Origin of the sequence: Paenibacillus sp. FSL P4-0127, from assembly GCF_038007325.1 — a bacterium.
Lineage (GTDB): Bacteria > Bacillota > Bacilli > Paenibacillales > Paenibacillaceae > Fontibacillus > Fontibacillus macerans.
Map to the genome: position 1 here is coordinate 871,879 of NZ_JBBOWY010000001.1, position 21,879 is coordinate 893,757.

At 50.1% G+C, this 21,879-nt stretch carries 25 protein-coding genes and 1 pseudogene; 9 read left to right on the forward strand and 17 right to left on the reverse strand.

Annotated features, from left to right (window positions below):
• Positions 1-375 precede the first annotated feature (375 nt).
• The 6 genes from NYE74_RS03800 to NYE74_RS03825 all read right to left on the reverse strand — a co-directional run bounded on the left by NYE74_RS03800 (position 376) and on the right by NYE74_RS03825 (position 6,421).
• Complete coding sequence (locus NYE74_RS03800) at positions 376-1,371, reverse strand: N-acetylglucosamine kinase (RefSeq protein ID WP_036618321.1); 996 nt, start codon at positions 1,369-1,371, stop codon at positions 376-378.
• Positions 1,372-1,378: 7 nt separating this feature from the next.
• On the reverse strand, positions 1,379-2,371 hold the full coding sequence (locus NYE74_RS03805) for a LacI family DNA-binding transcriptional regulator (protein ID WP_036618323.1): 993 nt from the start codon (positions 2,369-2,371) through the stop codon (positions 1,379-1,381).
• A gap of 95 nt (positions 2,372-2,466) precedes the next feature.
• On the reverse strand, positions 2,467-3,888 hold the full coding sequence (locus NYE74_RS03810; protein WP_051985156.1) for an ABC transporter substrate-binding protein: 1,422 nt from the start codon (positions 3,886-3,888) through the stop codon (positions 2,467-2,469).
• Positions 3,889-3,944: 56 nt separating this feature from the next.
• Positions 3,945-4,829, reverse strand: a complete 885-nt coding sequence (locus tag NYE74_RS03815) for a carbohydrate ABC transporter permease (protein WP_341004588.1) — start codon at positions 4,827-4,829, stop codon at positions 3,945-3,947.
• Positions 4,830-5,684 (reverse strand): carbohydrate ABC transporter permease, encoded by an 855-nt coding sequence (locus NYE74_RS03820; protein WP_051985157.1) that lies wholly within the window; start codon positions 5,682-5,684, stop codon positions 4,830-4,832.
• A gap of 527 nt (positions 5,685-6,211) precedes the next feature.
• Positions 6,212-6,421, reverse strand: coding sequence for a hypothetical protein (locus NYE74_RS03825; protein WP_036618328.1), 210 nt, complete (start codon positions 6,419-6,421; stop codon positions 6,212-6,214).
• A 345-nt stretch (positions 6,422-6,766) separates the two neighbouring features.
• On the opposite strand from NYE74_RS03825, the gene NYE74_RS03830 reads away from it, so the two are divergent.
• From NYE74_RS03830 to rlmH, 5 genes are all read left to right on the forward strand, one after another.
• Entirely contained in the window at positions 6,767-8,023 is a 1,257-nt protein-coding gene (locus NYE74_RS03830) for a S1C family serine protease (RefSeq protein WP_036618330.1), read from the forward strand.
• A 150-nt stretch (positions 8,024-8,173) separates the two neighbouring features.
• Positions 8,174-8,755 (forward strand): hypothetical protein, encoded by a 582-nt coding sequence (locus NYE74_RS03835; protein ID WP_036618331.1) that lies wholly within the window; start codon positions 8,174-8,176, stop codon positions 8,753-8,755.
• A 198-nt stretch (positions 8,756-8,953) separates the two neighbouring features.
• A complete protein-coding gene (locus NYE74_RS03840; RefSeq protein ID WP_063836288.1) occupies positions 8,954-9,121 on the forward strand; it encodes a CxxH/CxxC protein in 168 nt (55 codons plus the stop codon).
• A 128-nt stretch (positions 9,122-9,249) separates the two neighbouring features.
• Positions 9,250-9,945 carry a hypothetical protein gene (locus NYE74_RS03845; protein WP_036618332.1) on the forward strand — a complete coding sequence of 232 codons (696 nt, stop codon included), beginning with the start codon at positions 9,250-9,252 and terminating at the stop codon, positions 9,943-9,945.
• A 122-nt stretch (positions 9,946-10,067) separates the two neighbouring features.
• A complete protein-coding gene (gene rlmH, locus NYE74_RS03850; RefSeq protein ID WP_227872814.1) occupies positions 10,068-10,547 on the forward strand; it encodes a 23S rRNA (pseudouridine(1915)-N(3))-methyltransferase RlmH in 480 nt (159 codons plus the stop codon).
• A 639-nt stretch (positions 10,548-11,186) separates the two neighbouring features.
• Here the strand turns inward: rlmH and NYE74_RS03855 are convergent.
• Positions 11,187-12,224: pseudogene (locus NYE74_RS03855) on the reverse strand (recombinase family protein); the annotation flags it as partial.
• Positions 12,224-12,802: a helix-turn-helix domain-containing protein gene (locus NYE74_RS03860; protein ID WP_124332261.1), complete on the reverse strand. Its 579-nt coding sequence runs from the start codon at positions 12,800-12,802 to the stop codon at positions 12,224-12,226. The gene NYE74_RS03860 and the pseudogene NYE74_RS03855, both read right to left, overlap by 1 nt.
• Before the next feature lie 123 nt (positions 12,803-12,925).
• Between NYE74_RS03860 and NYE74_RS03865 the strand changes: the two genes are divergently transcribed.
• From NYE74_RS03865 to NYE74_RS03875, 3 genes are all read left to right on the forward strand, one after another.
• Positions 12,926-13,120: a hypothetical protein gene (locus tag NYE74_RS03865; RefSeq protein ID WP_124332262.1), complete on the forward strand. Its 195-nt coding sequence runs from the start codon at positions 12,926-12,928 to the stop codon at positions 13,118-13,120.
• A gap of 84 nt (positions 13,121-13,204) precedes the next feature.
• Positions 13,205-14,263, forward strand: a complete 1,059-nt coding sequence (locus tag NYE74_RS03870; protein WP_316560575.1) for a hypothetical protein — start codon at positions 13,205-13,207, stop codon at positions 14,261-14,263.
• A 61-nt stretch (positions 14,264-14,324) separates the two neighbouring features.
• Positions 14,325-15,314, forward strand: coding sequence for a hypothetical protein (locus tag NYE74_RS03875; RefSeq protein ID WP_124332265.1), 990 nt, complete (start codon positions 14,325-14,327; stop codon positions 15,312-15,314).
• 242 nt (positions 15,315-15,556) lie between these two features.
• On the opposite strand, the gene NYE74_RS03880 is transcribed toward NYE74_RS03875, so the two are convergent.
• The 9 genes from NYE74_RS03880 to NYE74_RS03920 all read right to left on the reverse strand — a co-directional run bounded on the left by NYE74_RS03880 (position 15,557) and on the right by NYE74_RS03920 (position 19,716).
• Positions 15,557-16,357: a hypothetical protein gene (locus tag NYE74_RS03880; protein ID WP_124332266.1), complete on the reverse strand. Its 801-nt coding sequence runs from the start codon at positions 16,355-16,357 to the stop codon at positions 15,557-15,559.
• A gap of 34 nt (positions 16,358-16,391) precedes the next feature.
• Positions 16,392-16,652: a hypothetical protein gene (locus NYE74_RS03885; RefSeq protein ID WP_124332267.1), complete on the reverse strand. Its 261-nt coding sequence runs from the start codon at positions 16,650-16,652 to the stop codon at positions 16,392-16,394.
• Between the two features lie 104 nt (positions 16,653-16,756).
• The gene (gene radC / locus NYE74_RS03890; RefSeq protein ID WP_124332268.1) at positions 16,757-17,362 is read right to left on the reverse strand and encodes a RadC family protein; all 606 of its coding nucleotides are present in this window, start codon (positions 17,360-17,362) and stop codon (positions 16,757-16,759) included.
• Positions 17,363-17,474: 112 nt separating this feature from the next.
• Positions 17,475-17,654, reverse strand: coding sequence for a hypothetical protein (locus NYE74_RS03895; protein ID WP_124332269.1), 180 nt, complete (start codon positions 17,652-17,654; stop codon positions 17,475-17,477).
• Positions 17,655-17,714: 60 nt separating this feature from the next.
• A complete protein-coding gene (locus NYE74_RS03900) occupies positions 17,715-17,891 on the reverse strand; it encodes a hypothetical protein (protein WP_170179998.1) in 177 nt (58 codons plus the stop codon).
• Between the two features lie 38 nt (positions 17,892-17,929).
• Positions 17,930-18,148 carry a hypothetical protein gene (locus tag NYE74_RS03905; protein ID WP_124332270.1) on the reverse strand — a complete coding sequence of 73 codons (219 nt, stop codon included), beginning with the start codon at positions 18,146-18,148 and terminating at the stop codon, positions 17,930-17,932.
• Positions 18,149-18,277: 129 nt separating this feature from the next.
• Positions 18,278-18,772: an antirestriction protein ArdA gene (locus tag NYE74_RS03910; protein ID WP_124332271.1), complete on the reverse strand. Its 495-nt coding sequence runs from the start codon at positions 18,770-18,772 to the stop codon at positions 18,278-18,280.
• Positions 18,773-18,830: 58 nt separating this feature from the next.
• A complete protein-coding gene (locus NYE74_RS03915) occupies positions 18,831-19,100 on the reverse strand; it encodes a hypothetical protein (protein WP_124332272.1) in 270 nt (89 codons plus the stop codon).
• 256 nt (positions 19,101-19,356) lie between these two features.
• Entirely contained in the window at positions 19,357-19,716 is a 360-nt protein-coding gene (locus NYE74_RS03920) for a helix-turn-helix domain-containing protein (RefSeq protein WP_227872792.1), read from the reverse strand.
• Between the two features lie 317 nt (positions 19,717-20,033).
• Here NYE74_RS03920 and NYE74_RS03925 point away from each other — a divergent pair, with 317 nt between their 5' ends.
• A complete protein-coding gene (locus NYE74_RS03925) occupies positions 20,034-21,794 on the forward strand; it encodes an S-layer homology domain-containing protein (protein ID WP_316560576.1) in 1,761 nt (586 codons plus the stop codon).
• Positions 21,795-21,879 lie beyond the last annotated feature (85 nt).

A 21,879-nucleotide genomic window follows, 5' to 3' on the forward strand; every position in this document is an offset into this window, starting at 1 on the left:
ATAGCGGCACTTTAGGCCCTTATTTTCCAAACTTGAGCAGTTGGGCGGTCATTAGCGGATTTTTTTGTGCCTATTTTCCAACCAACGGTGTGAAAAGCAGCCATTTCCCTGCGACTCGAGAAAATAGAGGCATAAAATGTTGCTATTCCACTCCAAAGGGGGCTTGCCGCCGAAATAGGGGCATTTTTTGCCGTTATGCCAAACCAAGCCGAGCCAAGTCGGGCCAAACCAAGTCGAGCTAAGTCGCGCCAAACCAAGTCGAGCTAAGTCGCGCCAAACCAAGTCGAGCTAAGTCGCGCCAAACCAAGTAGAGCCAAACCAAGTCCAAACCAAGCAAGCCAAACCTGCGTAATTTCCAGGGGCTGGAGCCGTCCGCTAATGATTGTTGGAATAAAGTTTGATTTCATCAAATTCGCCGTACCGCGACATTTGGGCGTACACGTCGCCGGCGACGGCGAGGCCGTCGGCCTCCATCGCGAGCCATACCGCCCCGACGACGGGCTCCGTGGCGAGCGTCACAACCGCGGCGTGCGGCGCTGCCGCCCGCACGGCCCGCTCGATCGGACCGCGGATCCAGCCGCGGTCCCCGCGCGTGAGCAGGCTGCCGGCCAGCACGACGTCGAAGACGTCGCGCTCCAACCCCAGCCTGCGGATTACCGCCGCCGCCGACTTGCCCAGCTCGTCGCCCTGGCGGCGCAAAATCTCCAGCGCCACCGCATCGTCCTCCGCGGCGGCGGGAAACAGCAGCCGGGCCGCGTCGACCGGCACGGCTTTGCCGTGATCGAGGAAGTCGTGGAACATGTCTTCCACGTTCGCGTACCCGAGCATCCCCAGCAGCAGCCCGGTCAGCCGCGTCGGCTGCTCCCGGCCGTCCCAGGCGCGGATGACGGAGCGGAACACCTCGATGTTCAGCGCGCCGCCGCCGCCGAAATCGCCGTACATATAATCGAAGCCGCCGCATTGGTAAAACGCGCCTTGCGGATTGCGGCCAGCCGCGTTGGTGCCGGTGCCGCAGATCAAGGCGACGCCGTAAGGGCGATTCGTTCCCGCCCGCAGCCCGATCATCGTGTCGCAGTCGATCGTGTATTTCGTGAACCCCATCCCGCGCACAAGCGGGTGGAGGACACGGTAATCGGCTTCGCGGTCAGCCCCGGCCAGGCCCAGATAGGCGTGACGCAGCTCCTCGATGCGCAGCCCGGCTTCGTCCAAGGCCATCCGCGCTGCTTCCCGGATGCTGCGCTCCGCCCGCTCGGCGCCAAGCTGGTGATTGCCGTTTCCGCTCCGGCCTTTGCCAAGCACATTCCCGTGCTCATCGGTCAACAGAGCGTAGGTTTTGGTGCCTCCCCCGTCGATCCCCAAATAATATCCCAATCGTAAGTCACTCCTTGTTCGCGGTCGTCTCCCGGACGATCAGCTCCGGATCGATCCGCAGGCTGGCGCCGCGCTTCATTTTGCCGTCGATGCGCTTCAGCAGCATGTCCGCGGCGGCCAGCGCGATTTTGTCGGCGGGCTGGCGGACGGTGGTCATGTGAGGCCGGAGCCGGGAAGCGATGAAGTGATCGTCGTAACCGACGACCGCTACCCTCCCGGGCACCTCCACGCCGGCTTCCATCAGGGCGTTCACGACGCCGAGGGCGATGTTGTCGTCGCCGGCAAACACGGCGCCGGGCAGCTTGCCTTCGCGCAGCCAGCGCTTGCATGTCTCGTAGCCGAAGGCGATATCGAAATCGCCGTACACGATCTCAAACGGCTTAAGCCCTTGCTCCTCCAGCGCCTGCATAAAACCGCCGCGCCGCTCCCGCGTGCTGCGGAACACCTCCTGGCCGCACAGATGGGCGATGGAGGTATGTCCCAGCTCCAGCAGATGCCGGGCCGCCGCATACCCGCCTTTCCAATTGTCGACCGTCACGGAGAAGGCGTCGTTCTCCGGCTTCTGGTGATCGATCAGCACATACGGAATGCCGCGCCGCTTGAGCTCCAGAATATAATTGTCTTCATCCATCGGCGAGAGGAGGAGCAGGCCGTCGACCCGGTCCTCCTGAATCAGGTAATGATCGCCGCCTTCGCTGATCCCGGCCGAAACCGAAACGGCCAAATAGTAGCCGTGCAGCGCCAGCACCTCATTAAGCTCTTTGACCACCGCATCGAAAAAAGAGTCGTGCAGCGTTGTAAGGATTACGCCGATGATGCCGGTTTTGCCGCTGGCGAGGCTGCGGGCGGCCGCATTGGGGCGGTAATCCAGCTCCTTCATGGCTTCGAGCACCTTTTGCCGGTTTTTCTCCCGTACGGTTTCCGCCCCGTTCAGCACACGGGATACGGTAACGACCGAAAGCCCCGATTTTTTGGCAACGTCAAAAATACTAACCTTCATTTCGATTTCTCCTTGCGGCAGATTTTCCGTTCCTTGAAACCTTTTTGTTAGCTTTAGTATAACAGGCCCGGCGTATCGTCCGCTAAAACATCAGACTATCGCTTAAGAATTTCGGTGATTTTTTTCTGAATCGCGGGCATCACTTCCTCTACCGTTTTATGGCCGGTTTCGATCGGCTGCATCTCATTGATGAACATGTCGTTGATTTGCGAGTAATGGGTGACCAGGTGATTGTAGGATTCGAACCCGTATTTCGTGGCGCCTTCGTAAACTTTCTTCACATCTTCCGGATTGACGCCTTCAAAAAACTTGTAGTACGTTTCGGCCGCTTTCGCATTGACCGGCGGGTTGCCGCCGCTCAGTTCGATCGACCGTTCCTGCACTTCGTCCGTCAGCAGGTATTTGATCCACTCGAACGCTTCCTTCGGGTGCTTGGAGTCTTTCAGAATCAGCAGCGGATCGACAAACAGCGTGCTGCGCACCTTCTCGTTGCCGCCCCAAGGCACTGCGGCTACGCCCGTCTTGAACGGAAAATCGTTGGCCCCGGCCAGGTTCCAGGAGCCGCCGACGGACATCCCGATCTTCCCGGCGACGAACGGATCGCCGTTTTGGCCGGCCACGCTTTTGCTCCATTCGGACGTGGGGGACACTTTGTCCTTGAAAATCAGCCCAAACAGTTTATTGTAGGCCGCGATCACCTCCGGCGAATCGAAATACGTTTCCGACGGGACGCCGCCGTTGGTCCAGGTGTCCGCGGAGTAAGGCTCCGTGCCGAAGTAAAGCGGGCGCATGTCGCGTTCGGCCCAGGTGAAATCGACGCCGTACTGCGTTTTGGCGATGTCGTCGGAGATGACCGTCAGCTTCTTGGCGTCCTCGACCATTTTGTCGAACGTCCAGCTCTTGTCCTCGAAATCGCTGGGCGGATAAGGGATGCCCGCGGCGTCGAACATATCCTTGTTGTAGAGCATCAGCGTAACGTAGATGTTTACCGGAATGCCGTAGGTGCGGCCCTCGACCTTGTAAATCTCCATCAAATGCTCGGGAATGCTGTAGTCGGCGGCGTTAAAGCCGTCTTCCTGCATCAGATCGGTCAGGTCGAGCAGCATGTTTTTGTTGTAGTATTCGGCGAAACCGCCGTAGCCGTAATGGCTCGTGACATCGGGCGAGTTGCCGCCGGCGATCAGCGTCTGCAGCTTGCTGTCGAACTGCTCGTAGGGCGCTTTTTCCACTTTGACTTTAATATTCGGGTGGGTTTTCTCGAATTCCGGGATCAGCTGCTCGATAAACGTCCGGTCGGGCGAATCGATCGTGTAGTGCGTGATGGTCACCTGCCCGGTGCCGCCGGAGTTGCCGGGGCCGCTCCCAGCGTCCCCGCCGGAACCGCCCGGCCCCGGGCCTGCGCCGAGGTCGCCCGCCGATTTGCCCCCGCTGCAGGCCGACAGGATGGCCGCCAGAAGCAGGATCGCTCCCAATAAGGCGATAAAGCTTGGTTTGGTTGCTGCGCGCTTCTTTTTCATAAAACTCAATTCCTCCTTGGTTTCAGGTAATTCGCTGCCGCACGCTCCCGCGGCCGTTACGACTTGATGCCGGTGAGTACGATGCCTTCGACGAATTGCTTCTGGGCGACGGCGAACAGCGTGACGATCGGAACCATCGCAAGCACGGACGCCACCATCAGCAGATGCCACGGCGGGATGCGGAACCGCGACGAGGTGAGGGAGGCCATCCCGACCGGAAGCGTAAACAGATCGGACGAGCTTAAGTAGAGCACAGGGGTCAGCAGGTCGTTCCAACTGTAAATGAAAGCAAAGATCGCCACGGTCGCCAGGGCTGGCCCGGACAGCGGGAGGGCGATTTTGTACCACATGGCGAGCTCGCTGCAGCCGTCCATGCGTCCGGCGTCGAACAGCTCTTCGGGCAGGGTGGCGAAAAACTGCCGCAGCAAAAAGATGTTGTACGCCGACCCGAAAAACGCCGGAACGATCAGCGGCAGGAACGTATCGATCCATTGCAGCTTGGAAAACAGCACGAACTGCGGAACCATGATCGCCGGATAGGGCAGCATCATCGTGCTGAGCAGCAGCATGAACCAAAACCCGTTGCCGCGGCCCCGGTATCTGGCGAACCCGTAGGCGACGAGCGCCGAGGACAGCAGCGTGCCGAAGACGGTGAGGATGCCGATGGTCAGGCTGTTTTTGTACAAGGTGGCGAACTGCAGGGTGTCGAAGATTTCGGCGTAATTGCCAAAGCTCCAGCTTTCCGGCAGAAAAGTCGGCGGAAATTTCAACATCTCGCGCTGCGATTTCAGCGAGGTCGAAACCATAAAGAACAAGGGCAGCAGCATCAGGAACGTCGCCGCGAGCAAAAGAATAAGACTGGCGATTTTCACCGCGTCCGGTTTTTGGCGGGGTCTGACCGTGGAAGTTGCGGAGCGGGGGGGAGCCGGAAAAGAGCTCATCTATCGTCTCCCTCCTTCGTAATGAACGTAACGGTTGGAAAGCTTCATGATGAGGGCGGTGCAGGCCATGACGGCGATCAGCAGCACCCAGGCGAGCGCCGACGAATATCCGGCCCGGTATTCCTTGAAGGCGCTGGTGTACAGGTTGTAGACGTAAAACCAGGTGGAATAATTGGGGCCGCCCTGCGTCATCACGAACGCCTGCGTGAACACCTGGAACGAATCGATGATCCCCATGATGAGCTGGAACAGCAGCACGGGGGAGATCATCGGCAGCGTAACGTTCGCGAAGATGCGCAAACGTCCCGCTCCGTCGAGCTTGGCGGCTTCGACCAGGCTGGACGGCACGCCCTGCAGGCCCGCCAGGAACAGAATCATTCCCGAGCCGGACGTCCACAGCGTCATGATGATGAGCGCGTACAGCGCGGTGCCCGGGTCCATCAGCCAGGCCGGGCCGGGAATGCCGAACCAGGACAGCATGTAATTGAACAGGCCGATCTGCGGATTGAAAATCCAGTACCAAAGCAGCGACATCGCCACCCCGGAGACCATGCTCGGAAAATACATCGCCGTCCGGAAGAACCCCCGCAGCGGCAGCTTCTGATGCAGCAGCAGCGCAAATCCGAGCGCCAGCAGCAGTTGGACCGGCACGCTGATGAAGGTGTAGCGGAGCGTGACCGCCACGGACTGCCAGAACAGATCGTTGTGGAACATCTCGATGTAGTTGGCGAGACCGACGAATTCGGGCGGGTGGATAATGTCGTAGTCGGTGAAGCTGTAGTACAGCGATGCCAGGATAGGATACAGGGCAAAAACCACGAAGCCGACAAGCCAGGGAGAGATGAACAAATACATGTAGAACGTTTGCCTCCGGCTTTCACGATGAATCACGGAACCACCAGCCTTTCTCGAATAAAGTTAAAGCGCTTTAACTTTTGTTAAAAAATAAATTATAAAAAGAGAAATAACCGAGGATTGTTTGCTAATAAAATTAAAGGGCTTTAATTTTTCTTCGATGATTATCCATATCATAGGCGATCGGCGGAAAATAATCAACCCTAAATTTTATTTTGGAATCGCTTTCTGTAAGGATAGCTGACGGGAGTCTTGCGCTTTTGAGGGGAATCCGGCCTGCACCGGTTGAAAATATGAAAAATCCACGCTGGAGATATTGTTTGTGTCAGGTTATATTACACGTTAGTTATAGGCAGGCATTGGCAGAGTTGCGGCGGACAGTCCAAACAGACCGTCTGCATTGCAGAGGCCTGTTTCTAAAGCGCAGAAGCCGCTTCTAAAGTGCAGAAGCCGCTTCTAAAGCGCAAAGGCCAGCTTCCAAAGCATCCGCCGAAAGCGGAAGAACAGGGGCCGAGCCGGGGAGCCGGCTAAACGGAAGGATAGGGCGGCGGAGTCATAAAGCCGTCGATTTCCAGCGCCTTTTTCTCGATTTCTTCGCGCGTTACGATCCCCTTCTCCATCAACAGCTCGATCATCGCGCTGAGGGTCAACAGCTGATGGTAATGCTCCTCCTTCATATCGGCCAGCTTGGCCAGAACGTTCACTTCGTTCATGGGCGAAGAATGATAGGATTTCATAGGTACCTCCTTAAAGTTATAAATTAAGGCGAAAATCCGAAAATTACCTGATAGAAAAAGGCTTCAGTACCATCAAAATATGGTAAAATAAATCTATCAATCTATCGCTTTACTATAGTGTAGTCCGAAACGCAGTCAAACATTCCTATTTTTAAGAAAAAAACGCAAAACCCCCATGGTGGCGGCAACCTGTAAGCGCAGCGCGGCGTCAGGAGAATTGATGAGCGCCTGACATATGGCTTTGCCTTATAGGCATAAAGTTGAAGGGGACCTTTGTTTTGCGTGAAGCGTTCTAAAGAAAATGGCGGCCGAGATCAGGGACAGAGTATGGAGGGGGAGAAGACGATGGGATTGTTTGACGATGATTTTTATTCGACGAAAGTGCCGGGGCGGCGACGCTTGCGTATGCCCGAGGACGGCAAACGTCGTTGGCTGGAGGTGCGGCGCGGGCAAGGGCTGTCCACGCTGCAAATCTCATTGATCTCTTCCGTGTTAAGCGCGGTTGTCGCCGTTTTGTTATTCAGTTTTATTGTGGGGCTTCCTTCTACTACCTCCAGGGAAACCGCTTCGGCGGGGGCGGCCCCGAATTCCGCGAATCCGTTCGACCGGATCAGCTGGGCTGCGGCCAAGGCGGCTCCGGCGGTAGTCAGCATCCTGAATCACAGCGAGCTGTCGCACGGGGATCCCGAGCGGGCGGCGCTCGGTTCGGGCGTGATTTTCAAGAAAGCGAAAGGCAAGGCCTACATTATCACCAATACGCATGTCATTAGCGGTTCCGAGGACCTGGAAGTGGTGACGAGCGACGGCGTTTCGCATAAGGCCAAAGTGACCGGCCAGGACTCGATTAACGATATCGCGGTGCTGGAAATCGGCGATAGAGGAATCCATTCGGTGATCGACGTCGGCGATTCCAACAAGCTTCGCGCCGGGGAGACGGTCATCGCGGTCGGCAATCCGCTCGGGCTGAGGGGAACGCTGACGTCCGGCATCGTAAGCAATACGAGCCGGATGATACCGGTCTCGCTGAACCAGGACGGGGTTTACGATTGGGAGCAGGAAGTGATTCAGACCGACGCGGCGATCAATGAGGGCAACAGCGGCGGAGCGCTGGTGGACCTGGACGGGCGGCTGATCGGGATCAATACGATGAAGATCGCCGACACCGGCGTGGAAGGGCTGGGCTTTGCCATTCCGGTGAACGATGTGATGAAGACGGTTGACGATCTGCTGCTGCACGGCAAAGTCGTTCGCCCCTATATAGGCGTGTATACGCTCGATCTGGATAATCCGTATTCGCCGATCACCGACGAACAGCGCCAAGATTTGAAGCTGCCGAGCCACGTTACGGAGGGCGTCATTGTGCTGGAGGCCCACGGTCCGGCGCTGGCGGCGGGGCTGAAACTGAACGACGTGATCATTCAGCTCGACAAGCAGCCGATCAATTCGACGATGGAGCTGCGCCGTTATCTCTATGAAAACAAGAAAATCGGCGAGGATTTGCAGGTTAGCTATTACCGGGACGGTAAGCTGCAGAGCGTCATGATGAAGCTGACCGACAAGCCGTCGGACGAAGAGATCGACGCGGGGCTTGAAGATAAATAATTGACTTGTCCAAGGCTTATGGCCGCAGGAACGATAGAGATTCCGTTACATCAGGAAAGCCGTAGAGCAAGGCGACGAGGGGTGTAGCCGGAATCTTCTTTATTTAGGTGACCGTTCCTTTTAGGAAAAGAACAGAGGGGAGATGCAGGCTTGAAAAAAATATTTTATTTGTGGCTAGTTGCTGTTTTCCTGTTGATTAACGGATGCATGATGGGAAAACAAACTGATGCCCCGCCTGTTCCAGGGGATGTGAATATCGATCAAAAACCGAAAAATTATGCAGGATTAACAATAGCAAAAGATGGTGTACAGTGGGATCCGGGCTCAGAAAATTCCAAATCTTTTGAAGAAATCCTGCTTGAAGTACCTTTTAAGGTTCAACTTCCCTCGCCACCTTTTGGGGTTACCCATCGAGCGGCTGAGATTGTTCCTGCGCCTTTTGATATCATTCGATTAACTTTTGCAAATGTTGATATTGGAGAGCAGCTAATATTATCCATTTCCAATTCAAAGGACAACTCAAAGCCCGAAGGAGAAAAAGGTCCCAAATTAAGCAACGGGAGTCAAACCTGGATTCAAAGTAATCGGGATTTTAGCGGGCTATATTGGCGATATGAAGGTTTAACCTACGCCTTAGCGTCAACCAAGGTGGAGCAGGGGGCCTTTGTTCCTTTGTATGATATTTCTGATTTAGTTGAAATTGCAAATACGATAAAAAATAGTTCACAGTAAAACGGATATGCTATATTGATCCCATACTCGAGGTACGGGTGAGAAAAATAAGTTAACAGGAACAAGGAATTGCCCTTTGCATGCGGCTTGAGCGGTTCCTTTTTTTCGCGGAGTATGGTAGAAAGGATAAAGGACAACCTGTAATTACGTGAAGATCCGCCGGGCAGGCGGTTGGAAGAGAAAGGATGCCTGGAATTTATGTATGTCGTTTGCAAGGATCATGTGGAACTGGCGATTGATATGTTCGTGGACGAATTCGAGGAGGCGCCCGACGTGGTTGATTTGGAGCACACGAAGTTCATCGACTGGGAGCCGCCGGTGAAGTGCCAGGAATGTGAGCAAGAGGCGCGGTTTTTGGTGGTATGAGGAAACGGGGGCGGTTTTCTCCATGGGGGAAAGCGGCCTTTTTCTTTTGGGCAGGTTTGCCGCCTAAATAGGCAGACTCCGGAGCAATCTAACGAGTAAGTAAAAAGATTCCCGGAGGAGTGAGGTCAATGAACCCGAAAAACACGCTGCAAAGGTTGGCGGGGGTGAGTATCCTTTTCGGCGGGCTGCTTATGCTTGCGGCTACGCTGATGCACCCGCCCGCGACGAATCCATGGGCCGGTAACGAGGCGCTGGCCATGGTCGATAAGATGAGGACGTACTGGCAGTGGGATCATGCGCTGATGCTGACGGCAGTGCTGCTGTGGCTGGGCGGATGGTCGGCCGCCGCGGGGATGTATCAGGAGAAGGCAGCCGCGGGGCTTGCTTCCGGTTTGTTTGTATCGGGTTTGACGATCTGGATGCTCATCTTGGCTATGGAAATGACCGTGACACCGGTCTTGTCCGGGCAATGGGCCCGTGTTGCCGGTTCCGGCGCGGATGCGATCGGTGTAGGGTTGTTTGCTTTCGGCATTATGGCGGGGGATTTGGCCATGCTGCTGGCCTGGCTGGGCATTTGCCTGCTCGGCGGGGTTTGGCTAGGGTTGAAGGATCGTGCGCCTATGGGCCAGTTGATGTCTTGGATCGGCATCGCCGCGGGCATTTGGGGGGCGATTGGCATCCCGGCCGCGCTGCTGCTCCCGGATTGGAGTCTGGTTCTTCTTCCGCTGACCGCCGGTCCGGTGTTCGTCTGGACGCTGGTTGCGGGATGGATGATGGCGAGAAAAAATAGAAGCGGGCGCTTCGAACATAAGCGGGAACTCTGATCGGCAGAGGGAAAAATGGCGGCGGATCAGCGCGGTTAGTCGGGCAGGCTGCCTACAGAATTTGCTCTCGGATTGGGCGGCTTTGATCCGCTGATACACTTGTGAAGCTAAGGGGATTGAACATGTACATACAAATCATTGCCGTCGGCAAATTGAAGGAAAAGTATTTGGTGCAGGGGATCGCTGAGTATGCGAAGCGTCTTACGCCCTATGTGAAGTTTCAAATCGTCGAGGTTGCCGACGAGAAAGCGCCGGAGACGATGAGCGAGGCGGAGGTGCTTCAGGTGAAGGAGCGCGAGGGGGAACGGATCCTCGCGCAGATCAAGAGCGACGCGCATGTCATCGCGCTCGCCATCGGCGGCCAGCTCTGGAGTTCGGAGGAACTGGCCGCCGAACTCGACCGGCTCGGCACGTACGGGACGAGCCATGTCGCGTTTGTGATCGGCGGCAGCCACGGGCTCGCCGATAGCGTGCTCAGCCGCGCGCAGCAGCGGCTGTCGTTCGGGCGCATGACGCTGCCCCACCAGCTCATGCGCCTCGTCCTCACCGAGCAGATTTACCGCGCGGTGAAAATTAATCGGGGGGAACCGTATCATCGCTAATGGTAAAATGTTAAGGGAGTTCATCACCTCCCCGAGCCCGGTTTTGTGAAAATTTGCAAGGGTTACACCATCCAGCAAGCGAGGGTCAAAATCAGCGATAAAATCATAGTCGCTATAGACCCTCTTTAACAACTCATAAGTATCGGATTGCAGTGCTTCAATCGTGAAGTCAAAGAGCAAGTTTATTTTTGTTACTCGTCGCCCAATCATTCTTGGCGAATCTTTTGTGATTTGGATATCCTTGATGATCAGCGAAAGAAGGGATTTTTGTTCATTGGGATCGACGCTCATTAGTACGTTATAGAAGTCTGAAAGCAATTTCTTCAGTGAATTGAAGTCCACTGGCTCAGATTCCCGATTGTCCAATTGGAAAAGCAACTCTTCACGTTGTTGCTGGAGAGTTTTTAACTCGTCTTGAAGTGCGATCAGATTCGGCTTAAACATGTCCAATAACTCGGTATCCACTATGATTTTTTCTTTGAGGTTATTGAGTTTTTTTAGTGTCTTGTCAAATTTGCTTTCGATACGCTTCTTTTCTTCGAGAAGCGGTTTCTCTGCATTCATTCTGTCCGTATTAATCTTCTGCACCAGTTTTTTTAGAAGGAGATCGTTTGTTACGATGCGGGAGAGCTCATCGAAAACTTGTTTTTCCGCCACATCGGCACGAATCCCATGAGCACTGCAAACCGTTTTACCTTTATTATGGTATTGACCGCAGTTGTAGTATCGGTAAATTCGTCCGGATGAGCCTGGAGAACGCCCTGCAACCATCCCGTGTCCGCATTCTGGGCATCGTAGCAATCCTGCAAGAATAAATGGAGTATGAGAACGAACTGGCTTATATGAACGTTTTTTCATGATTCGCTGAACATTTTCCCATTGTTCGATAGAGATAATTGGATCGTGGTTGCCGTCGGAAAGGATGTAGTCGGTATTCTTGCCGCTACGCCGCTTTTCAGCCCAGTTTTCTAATTGATTAAAACGAATTTTCCCAATATAGATCGGGTTATTTAAGATGTTTTTAACCGAAAGAGTACTGAATGGATTGCCCTTTTTCGTTCTATATCCCATCTCATTTAATCTGCGTGTGATGGCTTTTAAACCCATATCTTGTTCGGCAAAATTGAAGATGGTACGTACAATATGAGCTTCATCCTCATTGATTATCAATTCCTTGTTAACAGCGTCGTACCCTAAGACAATGCCACCGTTGTACTTGCCTTGCTTGGCCCTCTCAGTCATACCCATTTTGACACGAGTAATAATGGTATTGCGTTCGAGCTCATTGATAGAACTCATGATCTGAAACATCGCAATGCCTACCGGGTTTGAGAGGTCAACATTCTCAGTAATGCTAAGTAACTGAATGTTGTTCTTTTGAAATATTTCAATAATCTCAAGGGAGTCCTTTGTTCTTCTTGAAAGACGGTCAGTTCTGTATATAAGGACTGATTGAAATTGCCGTTGTTTTACCTCCTTTAGTAATCGCCTCATTTGCGGACGGCCTTCAATGGTTTTTCCGCTAAATCCCTCGTCTATGTACCTTTCCACAATGTCTAAATTATTCTGCAATGCATAACGCTCCAACTCAGATAGTTGGGCTTGGATGCTGAACCCTTCGGTTGCTTGTTCCTCTGTACTTACACGAACATAAATAGCGGCTGTTTTCTTATTCATCAATTCCTCACCTCGTTGCTGTACTTTTCTAGTATTTTAGAAATTTGTTCTAACATGTCCTCGGTCTGGTCGTTGCCTAATTTTAATAACGTGACCGTTATCATGTGTAGAATGTCAGAGATGCATGAGAATATCTGATGGTTATATTGCAGTGAAGATAGCTCGGTCAGCAATTTTATACGATCAGTGAGTTCATGTTGGTCTGCAATATTATGGAGTCGATTAAGGGTACTCATTGCAAAATCGTGAATCATAGTATCTTCACGATTCAGCGGTTGTAGAGGCAGACTAGTCTCCAACCATTTGTCGTAAGGCATTTTGACGTTGTACTTATGACAAGTCGAGATCAGGTCAAAAAGTGATTGGCGAAATTGGGCTTGGTATGTCAATAAAACAATTTGCTCCATCTCGATTCCAAGTACATTCGCCAACTTTTCTGCATTTTCAAAGGACGGTGCGTATTTACCGGTTTCTACATCCCGGATGTAGGTATGAGATACACCGGTCTTTTCCGAAAGCTCCCGATAACTCAGTTCCATTTTGACTCGCTTCGATTTTATTAAATCTGCAATATTCATTGTTTTCACCTCAAACTTAGTATAATCGTAAAATAAAAACTTTACAACAAGAAATCATTATGCTAAAAATATAAATCAAGAACTGTAAATAAAATACTTTACAATAAAAAGAGGTGATGTCGGGTGTCAAGAAAGCCATATGATTTCATTGACACAAAAAATGCATTTGCTCCTGAAGATAGTCAAGATTTAGTTGAGTTTCTTCAAGAGCGGCGGCGTGTAGAGCAACTTTTTCTGTCCAAGCTTGCTCTGATCATTGATTATTATTTGCACAAAAATCGTGATCCACCAGCCGGGACAGATGGTTGTACTCAATAATTTTGAAATTGAATACAGAAAATGCTGTTCCCACTAAGTAGGTCATAAACCGTTCGGGACTACGGACTGAAGGAGGACGAAACCTTGGTAGATACAACGAAATTCGACATTGCGGTTAAACTTACAGAAGCACAAATTGAGCAAATTTCTTGGAGCGAAGTTAAGAAAACCATGAAAAAAGGGCTCGTCACATGCGAGTTGTTTGACCAGTACGATGACACCCAACCACGCCTTATTTACAAATACAAGGAAGATGACCCGAAAAGGGCGTGGTTGAAACTCGAATTATCGGTGCCGCGATTTCTGTACGGAAGCAACGTCTACGAGTTGAAGCAAGTTGAAGTTGAGCCCCTGTTTAGGAAGCTCCGCCGATTTGTCGCAAGTATGTTGCAGATTCCCCTTTCGCAAGTGCCTCATTACAGCGAATGGGAAGTCGAAAAACTGCATGTTTGCAAAAACTTCAATGTCGGCCCGCTGATACAGGATTACCTCAGCCTGCTGTCTGGCATACAAAAGCCCGGCGGGTACAAGACTGTCCCATTCAGGGCCGCCGACAGCAACAAACTGGAATCCGTCGCCTATCAACGTAAATCAAAAAAGAACCGGAGCATCCATAAGTTTTACGATAAGCGGGCAGAAGTGGATCAGATGTCAACTCACCCGAATAAAGCACAACATCTGCGAGATGCTCAAGGCTTGCTACGGTACGAGATTGAACTTACCTACAATGAAATGAGGAAATTCAGCCCCTCAAGGCGGGCAATTGAGTTGCTGACCCCTCAGATTGCCGTTAAGGTACTTCAAGACGGTCTGAGTTCTCTGGGGCTAACGAAACCAATTAAGCATTCTTCAATAAGGGGCATGCTCGACGCCATAAACAGGACAAGCCTCAACGTCAGGACGAAAAACATGCTGATTGCATTTCTCTCCGAATTGCATCTTTATGGCAAGGGCTATTGCAAGAATAAATACCCGAGGACAACCTACTACGACAACTACAACAAGCTAAAGGAAGTCCTCGGGATGGATGAGATTCTTTTCTCCGAAGTTGACCTGCCACCACTCAAAGTCCATAAAGATTCGTTTAAGAACAAAAAAAGTCGCTCCATCAGCAGGCGAGCTGAGGAAACGACCATCCAATAAATTGACTAATGAAATTATAACATACTTCATTCCAATTCAGATACAGCGGAGGTAAAAATACATGATTCAATACATTGAATTTCGCATGTTTGTAGATCTGGATGAAGAGCAAGCAATGCATCTGCAAAAGCGTAAGTCCAACCTTGATATTTCTGTCGAGTTGCCAAGAGTCCGCAACGCACCTCTGCAAGTTGTAAATGTGCGGGTCGATGTTCCTTCTCTGCTTGCGGCTGGGGAGTACGAAGAAAATCTATCGATTGGAAATGTGAGCTCTTTTATCACTAAAATTCAACAATACATCTGCAATTGGTACTATATCAGGCCAGAGCAAGTGCTTCACATTAATCAACTCCCTTATTGCATTGTTGACAAGCTCACTATTGGGCAAAATGTCTTTCTCGGAAATCGGATTTTCTATTACGAAGATATTCCGAAAACAGAATTCATTCGATACCAATCAGATAGTAGATGGGTATACCATTTAGGCCCCAAAGCCGATTTTCTGACAGCATTCCACGGACAAGGTAAAAAGCTTTTTCAGTTGACCGATTCCTTCGCCAAAAGTGATTACACCAGGAACATTCGCATTTCTGAGGGCATATTCAGTTATCGATTTGATCTTACCCGGGAGCAGATGACAAAGATCAGCCAAAAGCGACTATTACATGAGCTTATCGACGATGTCAAGCTTTACGGCTTGCTTAAGGAATGGGCCAACAAATTGCCCAAAATGCCGATGTTTTATTCGATGGAGGAAATCAAGCTGTACATCAGGAGTACTCAGACCTCAATACGAAATAAAGAACGCCTGCTGAGATTCCTTCACCTTTTTTTGACTTGTGGCTATGAAGGATGCAAGCAGTATTATTCACCCGCATCGTTCTCGCGGAATTACTCGGATTTGAAAAAGTTACTTGCAGTTCCGGCTATTCTGCTGGCAGAGCATAACGATCATGTATTGTTTCTCCAACCGTACCGCGAATGGCTGGCAGAAAGCCGTCAAGGCCGAGGCGAAGCCGAGCTTGTACCAGCCTTGACGAGCGGATTCTAACGCCAACACTAATGTCTTGTCCTTAGCGTTTAGCTAAGGTACGCCACACGGCGAGTGACGGGATTGCAAAGGGTGGTAATCCTTTGCGTTTCCCCGGACGGGGACGGAAGGGGCGATCTTTTGTTTTGAGTATCGCCACTCTATCCCGACACATCGCTGTGAAGTAATGGGTGGCGGGCGGCGAGTGCAAACGAGCCGCCCAACTTCCCATTACTGGCATGTCGATTGGTTTTCTTGTAGAATCAATCGGCGTATTCATCAAATTGAAGCTCAAAGCCCGGCCCTAATGCTTGTAAAACATCTTGAGGTAAAGCGACCATATATGCGTCATCCTCAACAGATACAGCTACTTTGTACGCATAGAAGGGCAATATAACCGCAGGCCGATGAATCCATCGGCGTCGGCCAGCAAAGATGCAAAGCTCGGTGTCAATTGATGTAACTCGCATCATCCACTCTTCGGCACTCAGTACAAAGCCGGATGGAAACTGCAAGCCTTTCTCGCTTGCTACGAGGCTAATACGGGCGTTCTTACTAGCCGATAGACCCTTTATGCCTCTCGGCACTCTAAGTTCATCTACAGCGGATTTTACGCTCCTTAACGCCATTTCGATCATTCGCGGTAATCCGCCAATCAACTTCAGCAGAGTACGGTATGGCATCCGCAAAACATCCGCGTTGATTAGTAGTATCCTTCCGGCCCGGTCGATCATCATTTTGTAATGGTCAGCGGCAGAGTCACATGCATTGAAGAATTGAACTCGCCAACCGCCGCACAGCTTTTCTAAAGTCCGCCAGAAGAAGCCTGCTTTACTTCGTCCGCTAACTGCATTATTGTCTTCTAATGCTATAATCTCGAAGCGTTCATTTGTCAATTCGAAGATGCATTCAATCTTCCTCATACCTCCTGTGGATTCATCGTGAAGTGAGGCTTCAATAGTACCAACGACGACGATAATTTGCGGATGAAGCCCGACAACGCTATCCGTATCTGCTTGTTGCACCGCCACCGGTAAAAACTGCTGTTCGTCATTTTTGTTCATGTAGATCGTCCTCCAATGTGTGATTTGATGATGCTTAATGAAATGGATGAAGCCCATCGATAAACCGGGCGAGAATCGCTTTCTGAAGGCGTATATGATAATACCTCTGCATCACGTCGGCCTGAATCTCCGCCAACACTTGAATCAAAATGCGGGCCTCATGGTCATCATGCTCGCCGCGATATACATGAACCAGCAGTTTATCAATCAGCCGTCCGCACGAATCAATGCGATGATGCAGATCATCGGCGGCGACCACCAAACGCTCGTACTCTTCCAACCATTGTTTACGCATATCTGTTGCCTCACTTTCATTGTGAAATGAAAACAGCGGCCCGCCGATAAGAGCGAACCGCTGTTGATAATGCGGATGATGAAAAATGACGATGAATTGTTTCGTTACAGAAGGCCGCGTTCCTTAAGACTTGTATAATCTGAACCGCTGACAATGACGTGATCCAGAAGTTCGATACCGATGATTTCACCAGCTTCAGCAAGTCGTTTGGTTAGCTGAATATCTTCTGGGCTAGGAAGCGTACATATTTGAGAAGGGTGATTATGCGAAACGATGATGGAACATGCAGAACGGCGAATGGCCGCTTTATAGACCTCTCTAGGATGGACAATTGCACTATTCAAGCTTCCAATGCTGATCGTCTCTTTTCCAATGATGTGATTCTTAGTCGAAAGAAAGATCACGATGAAGTGTTCTTTCTGCTCATAACCGATTTCCCAACGGAGGTACTCGAAAACATCCCGAGGACTGCGAATGATTGTCGGCTCTGTTTTCGGTACATTCATCATCTTAGCAAGTTGGATGGCGGCAACGATCTGCTTCGCTTTCACTTTACCGATACCACGAATGCTCAACAATTCTTGCTCGGTTACGTCCAGTAGTTGTTGCGGAGAATTAAAATGAGAAACGATTTTTTCTACCAGATAGCTGTTGGCGGATTCACGAAGCGTCTCAGCAAGAAGAGATTTGAATGTATGGTTAATGTTCATGTGTTTAACCTCCATAAAATGCAAAAGGAGAAGCCGCGGCGGCCTCTCCCATTGCGTGATGTGATAAAACCGAGTATTCTTTAAGTAAGCTTATTTTCTTTAGTCGCTCCGTTTACCGGGCGGCTTTTTCTTTTTCAATTTGTTCGATCTCCAGTTCAATAAGCACCAGTTTCGTCAGCACGCGGGCGTATTGAAATCCTTCTTCGGAATGCATTGGAGCATCTTTGTCCAGCATACGTTTCACCGACAGCCAGAATTGCTTCTGCTTCCGAAGCGTTTGCAGACGATTCATGCGAATCACCTCCTTCCCAAGTAATAAAAAATCCGTCCATCGTTGCCCATCAAAGCAACATTAGACGGATACTTCGTGCTTCACGCGGTACGTGATCAAGACTTCAACTTGCCCGTTCTTCAGGGCAACTACAGCGTATTTGTCACTGTCGATCTGCACGCTGTACACGAATCCTTTCTGTTCACAAAAGCCAAGGTATTCCTTCTGGCTGTTGCGTTTGAACGCTTGATAATTCATCTTCGTTTCACCTCCTTGCCTTAGTCTGGAACCTACGATCACTTTGCACCTGCATGTTTCCGGTGAGACTGGAGTTGACGGCTGAAATACTTTTCAAAGTATCGCCGCATGTAATAGGCCGCTGTCTCATCGTCCAACTCCCAACAGCGTCTGAACCATGCGTACAGCAAAGTGCCCGCGATTCGCACACTGCCGTTGGCGACCAGCCGCTTTAATAACGTCTGCAATTCATCCGGCAAACCCCTGCGTACAACCATTTGCGTTCACCTCCCTTCCATGTTCCGGCACTCTCACAACCGGTGATTTTCACTGTCAAATGCCCACGACAAATAACCCGCTTTGATTCAAGCAGGCAAATCAACGATATTGAGTTAAATGTCAGGCTGTTAGGACTGCAACCGCACGGCAATCCGCAACTGACGGCTCAAATACCATCCGTCATGCTGTAAATCCCGGGCGATCTTGCCGTAGTCCAGATATGGGATCACCGACGGCGGCACATGGCCGAACAGTCCTTCCTCCACCATCTGCTCCGCAACATCGGCCAAATCATCTATGTCGTAGTACACTATGAATTCCCCGGTCTGCAATGCCTGAATCACCTCGTCACGATTGCCTAGAAATTCACACAGTGCCACGACCAGCCTGTCGTCGTAACGGTTCAATATCTCCATGTCATCATTTATGGCAAACACATCCTCGTATTCGCCAATGGCAAAGGGAGATTCATAATCATGAATCGCGTATTCTTCGTCTTTGCCAAGCACATCCCGGATGCATTGCTTCAGTTCATGCCGTTCCATTGGCAACGTGACCCAACGGCCAACCAGTTTCCCTTCGTTGTATTTCGCCAGATTGGCGATATACACGTTGATCAACATTCTGCATCTTCCTTTCTTATTGTTTTTTCAACATAAAGCCATCAATTTCAGTTAGTGTTCAGCGGCGGGGCAAAAGCTTGTCGTACTTCACATAGCACTCACTGCATACCACTCTGGATTCGGGCACGGAATAAACAAATGCATCAACAAAGATGTCCTCTCCCTCCTGCACATCCAAAACCTTTCCGCAGTCATCACAATTCACTTTGCCGCTGTCGAATGATTGGGTATTGACTGAACTTCGCTGATTACCGTCATGAAGGTTTTTTCCCAAAACGGCAATTCTGATCAACGATAATCGCTTCCGAAGCATGGTACCACCTCGCATGGTACCACCTCCTTTCTTTGTGATTTGGCAAGCCTCTCACCTTGCCGCTGTGTCCTCGCTGTCAAAACGGTTTTTATCGCCTGAAAAACAAAAAAAGGACTGCTATCTGCCAAATGAGCAGACAACAGTCCTATGCAACCGGGTAGGGCATGAAACGGCAGGCCCCCCGCCTTCAATTATGCATGGGGGTGCCGCCGGAAAATGCATATCATTTTTCCTCTATATAGGGCCGATTAATGCTGTGCATACGATATTTTCAACGGTTCTTCCGATCAATGGTGTTTAGAAATTCACGGGCCAACGTCAGAACAAAGTCCACTTCTTCAATTTGACGCTCACTCAGTAAAGTGATCAAGTCTTCGATCTTGTTGCGAATTTCGTCATTGCCGGAGTTCTCCGTTATTTCATCTATATCCTCAAACAGTTGAGCGGGCCTTACACCCAAAGCATTGATAATCTTGCCCAACGATTCCAGCGATATATTGCGGGTTCCACGTTCAACATCACTTATATAGCTGAAGCTAAGGCCGGATTGTTCCGCCAGACGTTCCTGCGTCATGCCTCTTAACTTTCGAATCTTGCGGATTTGTTCACCTACCATTTGCTTGAAATCCATTATGTATCACCTCTACTTCAGCTTAGTAGAGTGTGATTGTGACTTTTATCCTAACATAGTGTTGGTAATACTACACTTAAAAGTGAAGTTTGTAGTATAATTGCCTTGGATACATCTGCCAAGATTCTACAATTTCTATCAAGGGGGGACATTTATCAGCAACCGAAATGAGAGATGAATGTGAACCATATTCAAAGGGACAAGGAGAAAAGATGGCCATGATGCCCATCCTACGCTACTATCCTATCCTATCCTTCAGTCCATTGATAATGTAGCTCTGTTTTTTCAGTAGATTCATAGCTTACGGAGGAATGAAAATGGTACATAAGAAAATCGCATCTGCACTAATAGCAATCCTCATGATATTCACCCTGACCGGAACGATGTTTGCGGCTCCTGTTGAATACGGCGAAGAGCTTCAGAACATGCCGCAGAATACGCCGACAGTATCGTTTACCGATTTGCCGAACACCCATTGGGCGTATAAATATATCGCAGAAATGGTGAACAAGAAAGTGCTTGAAGGTTATCCGGATCATAAGTTTCGTCCGGATAACACAATATCCCGTGCTGAATTTGCAACCATCATCGTCAAAGCGGCTGGCCTGCAAGCGAAAAAAGTCAACTATTCGTCGTTCAGCGACGTAAAGGTAACGGACTGGTATTCGCCTTGGATTGAGACCGCCAAAGACTACCTTACCGGTTACAGGGCGGCAAACGGTGAGTACATTTACAATCCGACAGCACCGGCGTTGAGGGAAGATATTACCGTCGCCATCGTCAAACTGAAGGGGTACGATGTTGCACGTCTGGCCAATCGCTCCATCATCGAAGCAATGTTCAAGGATTACGAGGGCATTTCGGAAAGTGCGAAGGACTACGTTGCCATCGCTGTTGAGAACGGTCTTGTTTCTGGGTATCCCGATGAAACGTTCCGTCCGCAAAACAGCATCACCCGGGCCGAAGCCGCCGCGTTGCTGTGGCGGGCATTCATGTATGGCAACGACAACAAAGGCGTAGGAGGGGGCGACCAATCGACGATAACCCCAACAATACCTACACCGCCCGTAACTCAACCGGGACAAACAGCACCAAGCCAGCCGCAACAACCGTCGCAGGCGGCGAAATTCAGCGTGGATACACTTGTTGGCGGGATGGGGGCCGGTATTGTAGATGGGCCGGTCAGACAGGCAAAAATATCGTCAGTGAAGAGCATGACTCTTGATGGAGACGGAAACATTTTCTTTCTTGACAGTGCAGACAATAAAAATAAAGTCCGCAAATTTAATAAATCAAATGGTACAGTCGAAACCATCACAATAGACCGCTCATTCGACTGGGATTATAGAAAAGACGGTAAAGCAGTCCACTACGACTACACGAAATTAATCCCGAAAAAATTGGTTTACAATCAAGCAAGCAATAAAGTCTATTTATTAGGGATGAACGATGCCAGTGAACTAATATACGAAATCTACCCAACAGTACAAATGGCAGTATATAATCTGAATTCATATCGCTCGATATACAAATCCTATAACTTTTTTCAATTCTTAAATGACAAAACACTTGTATATGCAGAGACGGAAAGTGATCGTGGTGAATCTTTTGTTTATCAAGGGGAGACAGGTTCGGAAGTTACTCGGATTGCCGCGAGCAACGATCATACTGGAGTGAAGTTTTGGACTAATTTCTATGCGTCTTATTGGGATGAAGATAATAAATATGGCAAAGGTGACGCGGTTCTAACAGATTCAGACTTTTATGTTTTTGACACTGGCAATAAGACTCTCAGTAAGATTCATCTATTCCCTCGAAAAGTAGAGTCAGTCATCAAATTTGACAATATGAGCTTTGATAGTCTTACAGCTTATGAAGGGAAGTTTTATTTATCCAGCGGTACGACAATTTATGAGTTAACCACAGATGGTAAACTGAACATCTTCATCAACGGCAATGCCCTGACCTACAACGACGGCAATCCGATCAAAAAAATCAGTCAATTGAGTTTTGACAGCAACGGTAACGTCATTATTTATGATGACGACAATAAAGCGATTCGTCGCATCAATTTGTAGTTTTCTAATCAATCTGTGGGAGCCGCTGTGCTCCCTCTATTTACATTAAGACTTCACTCCAAACATACGAAAGAAGGTACATTCA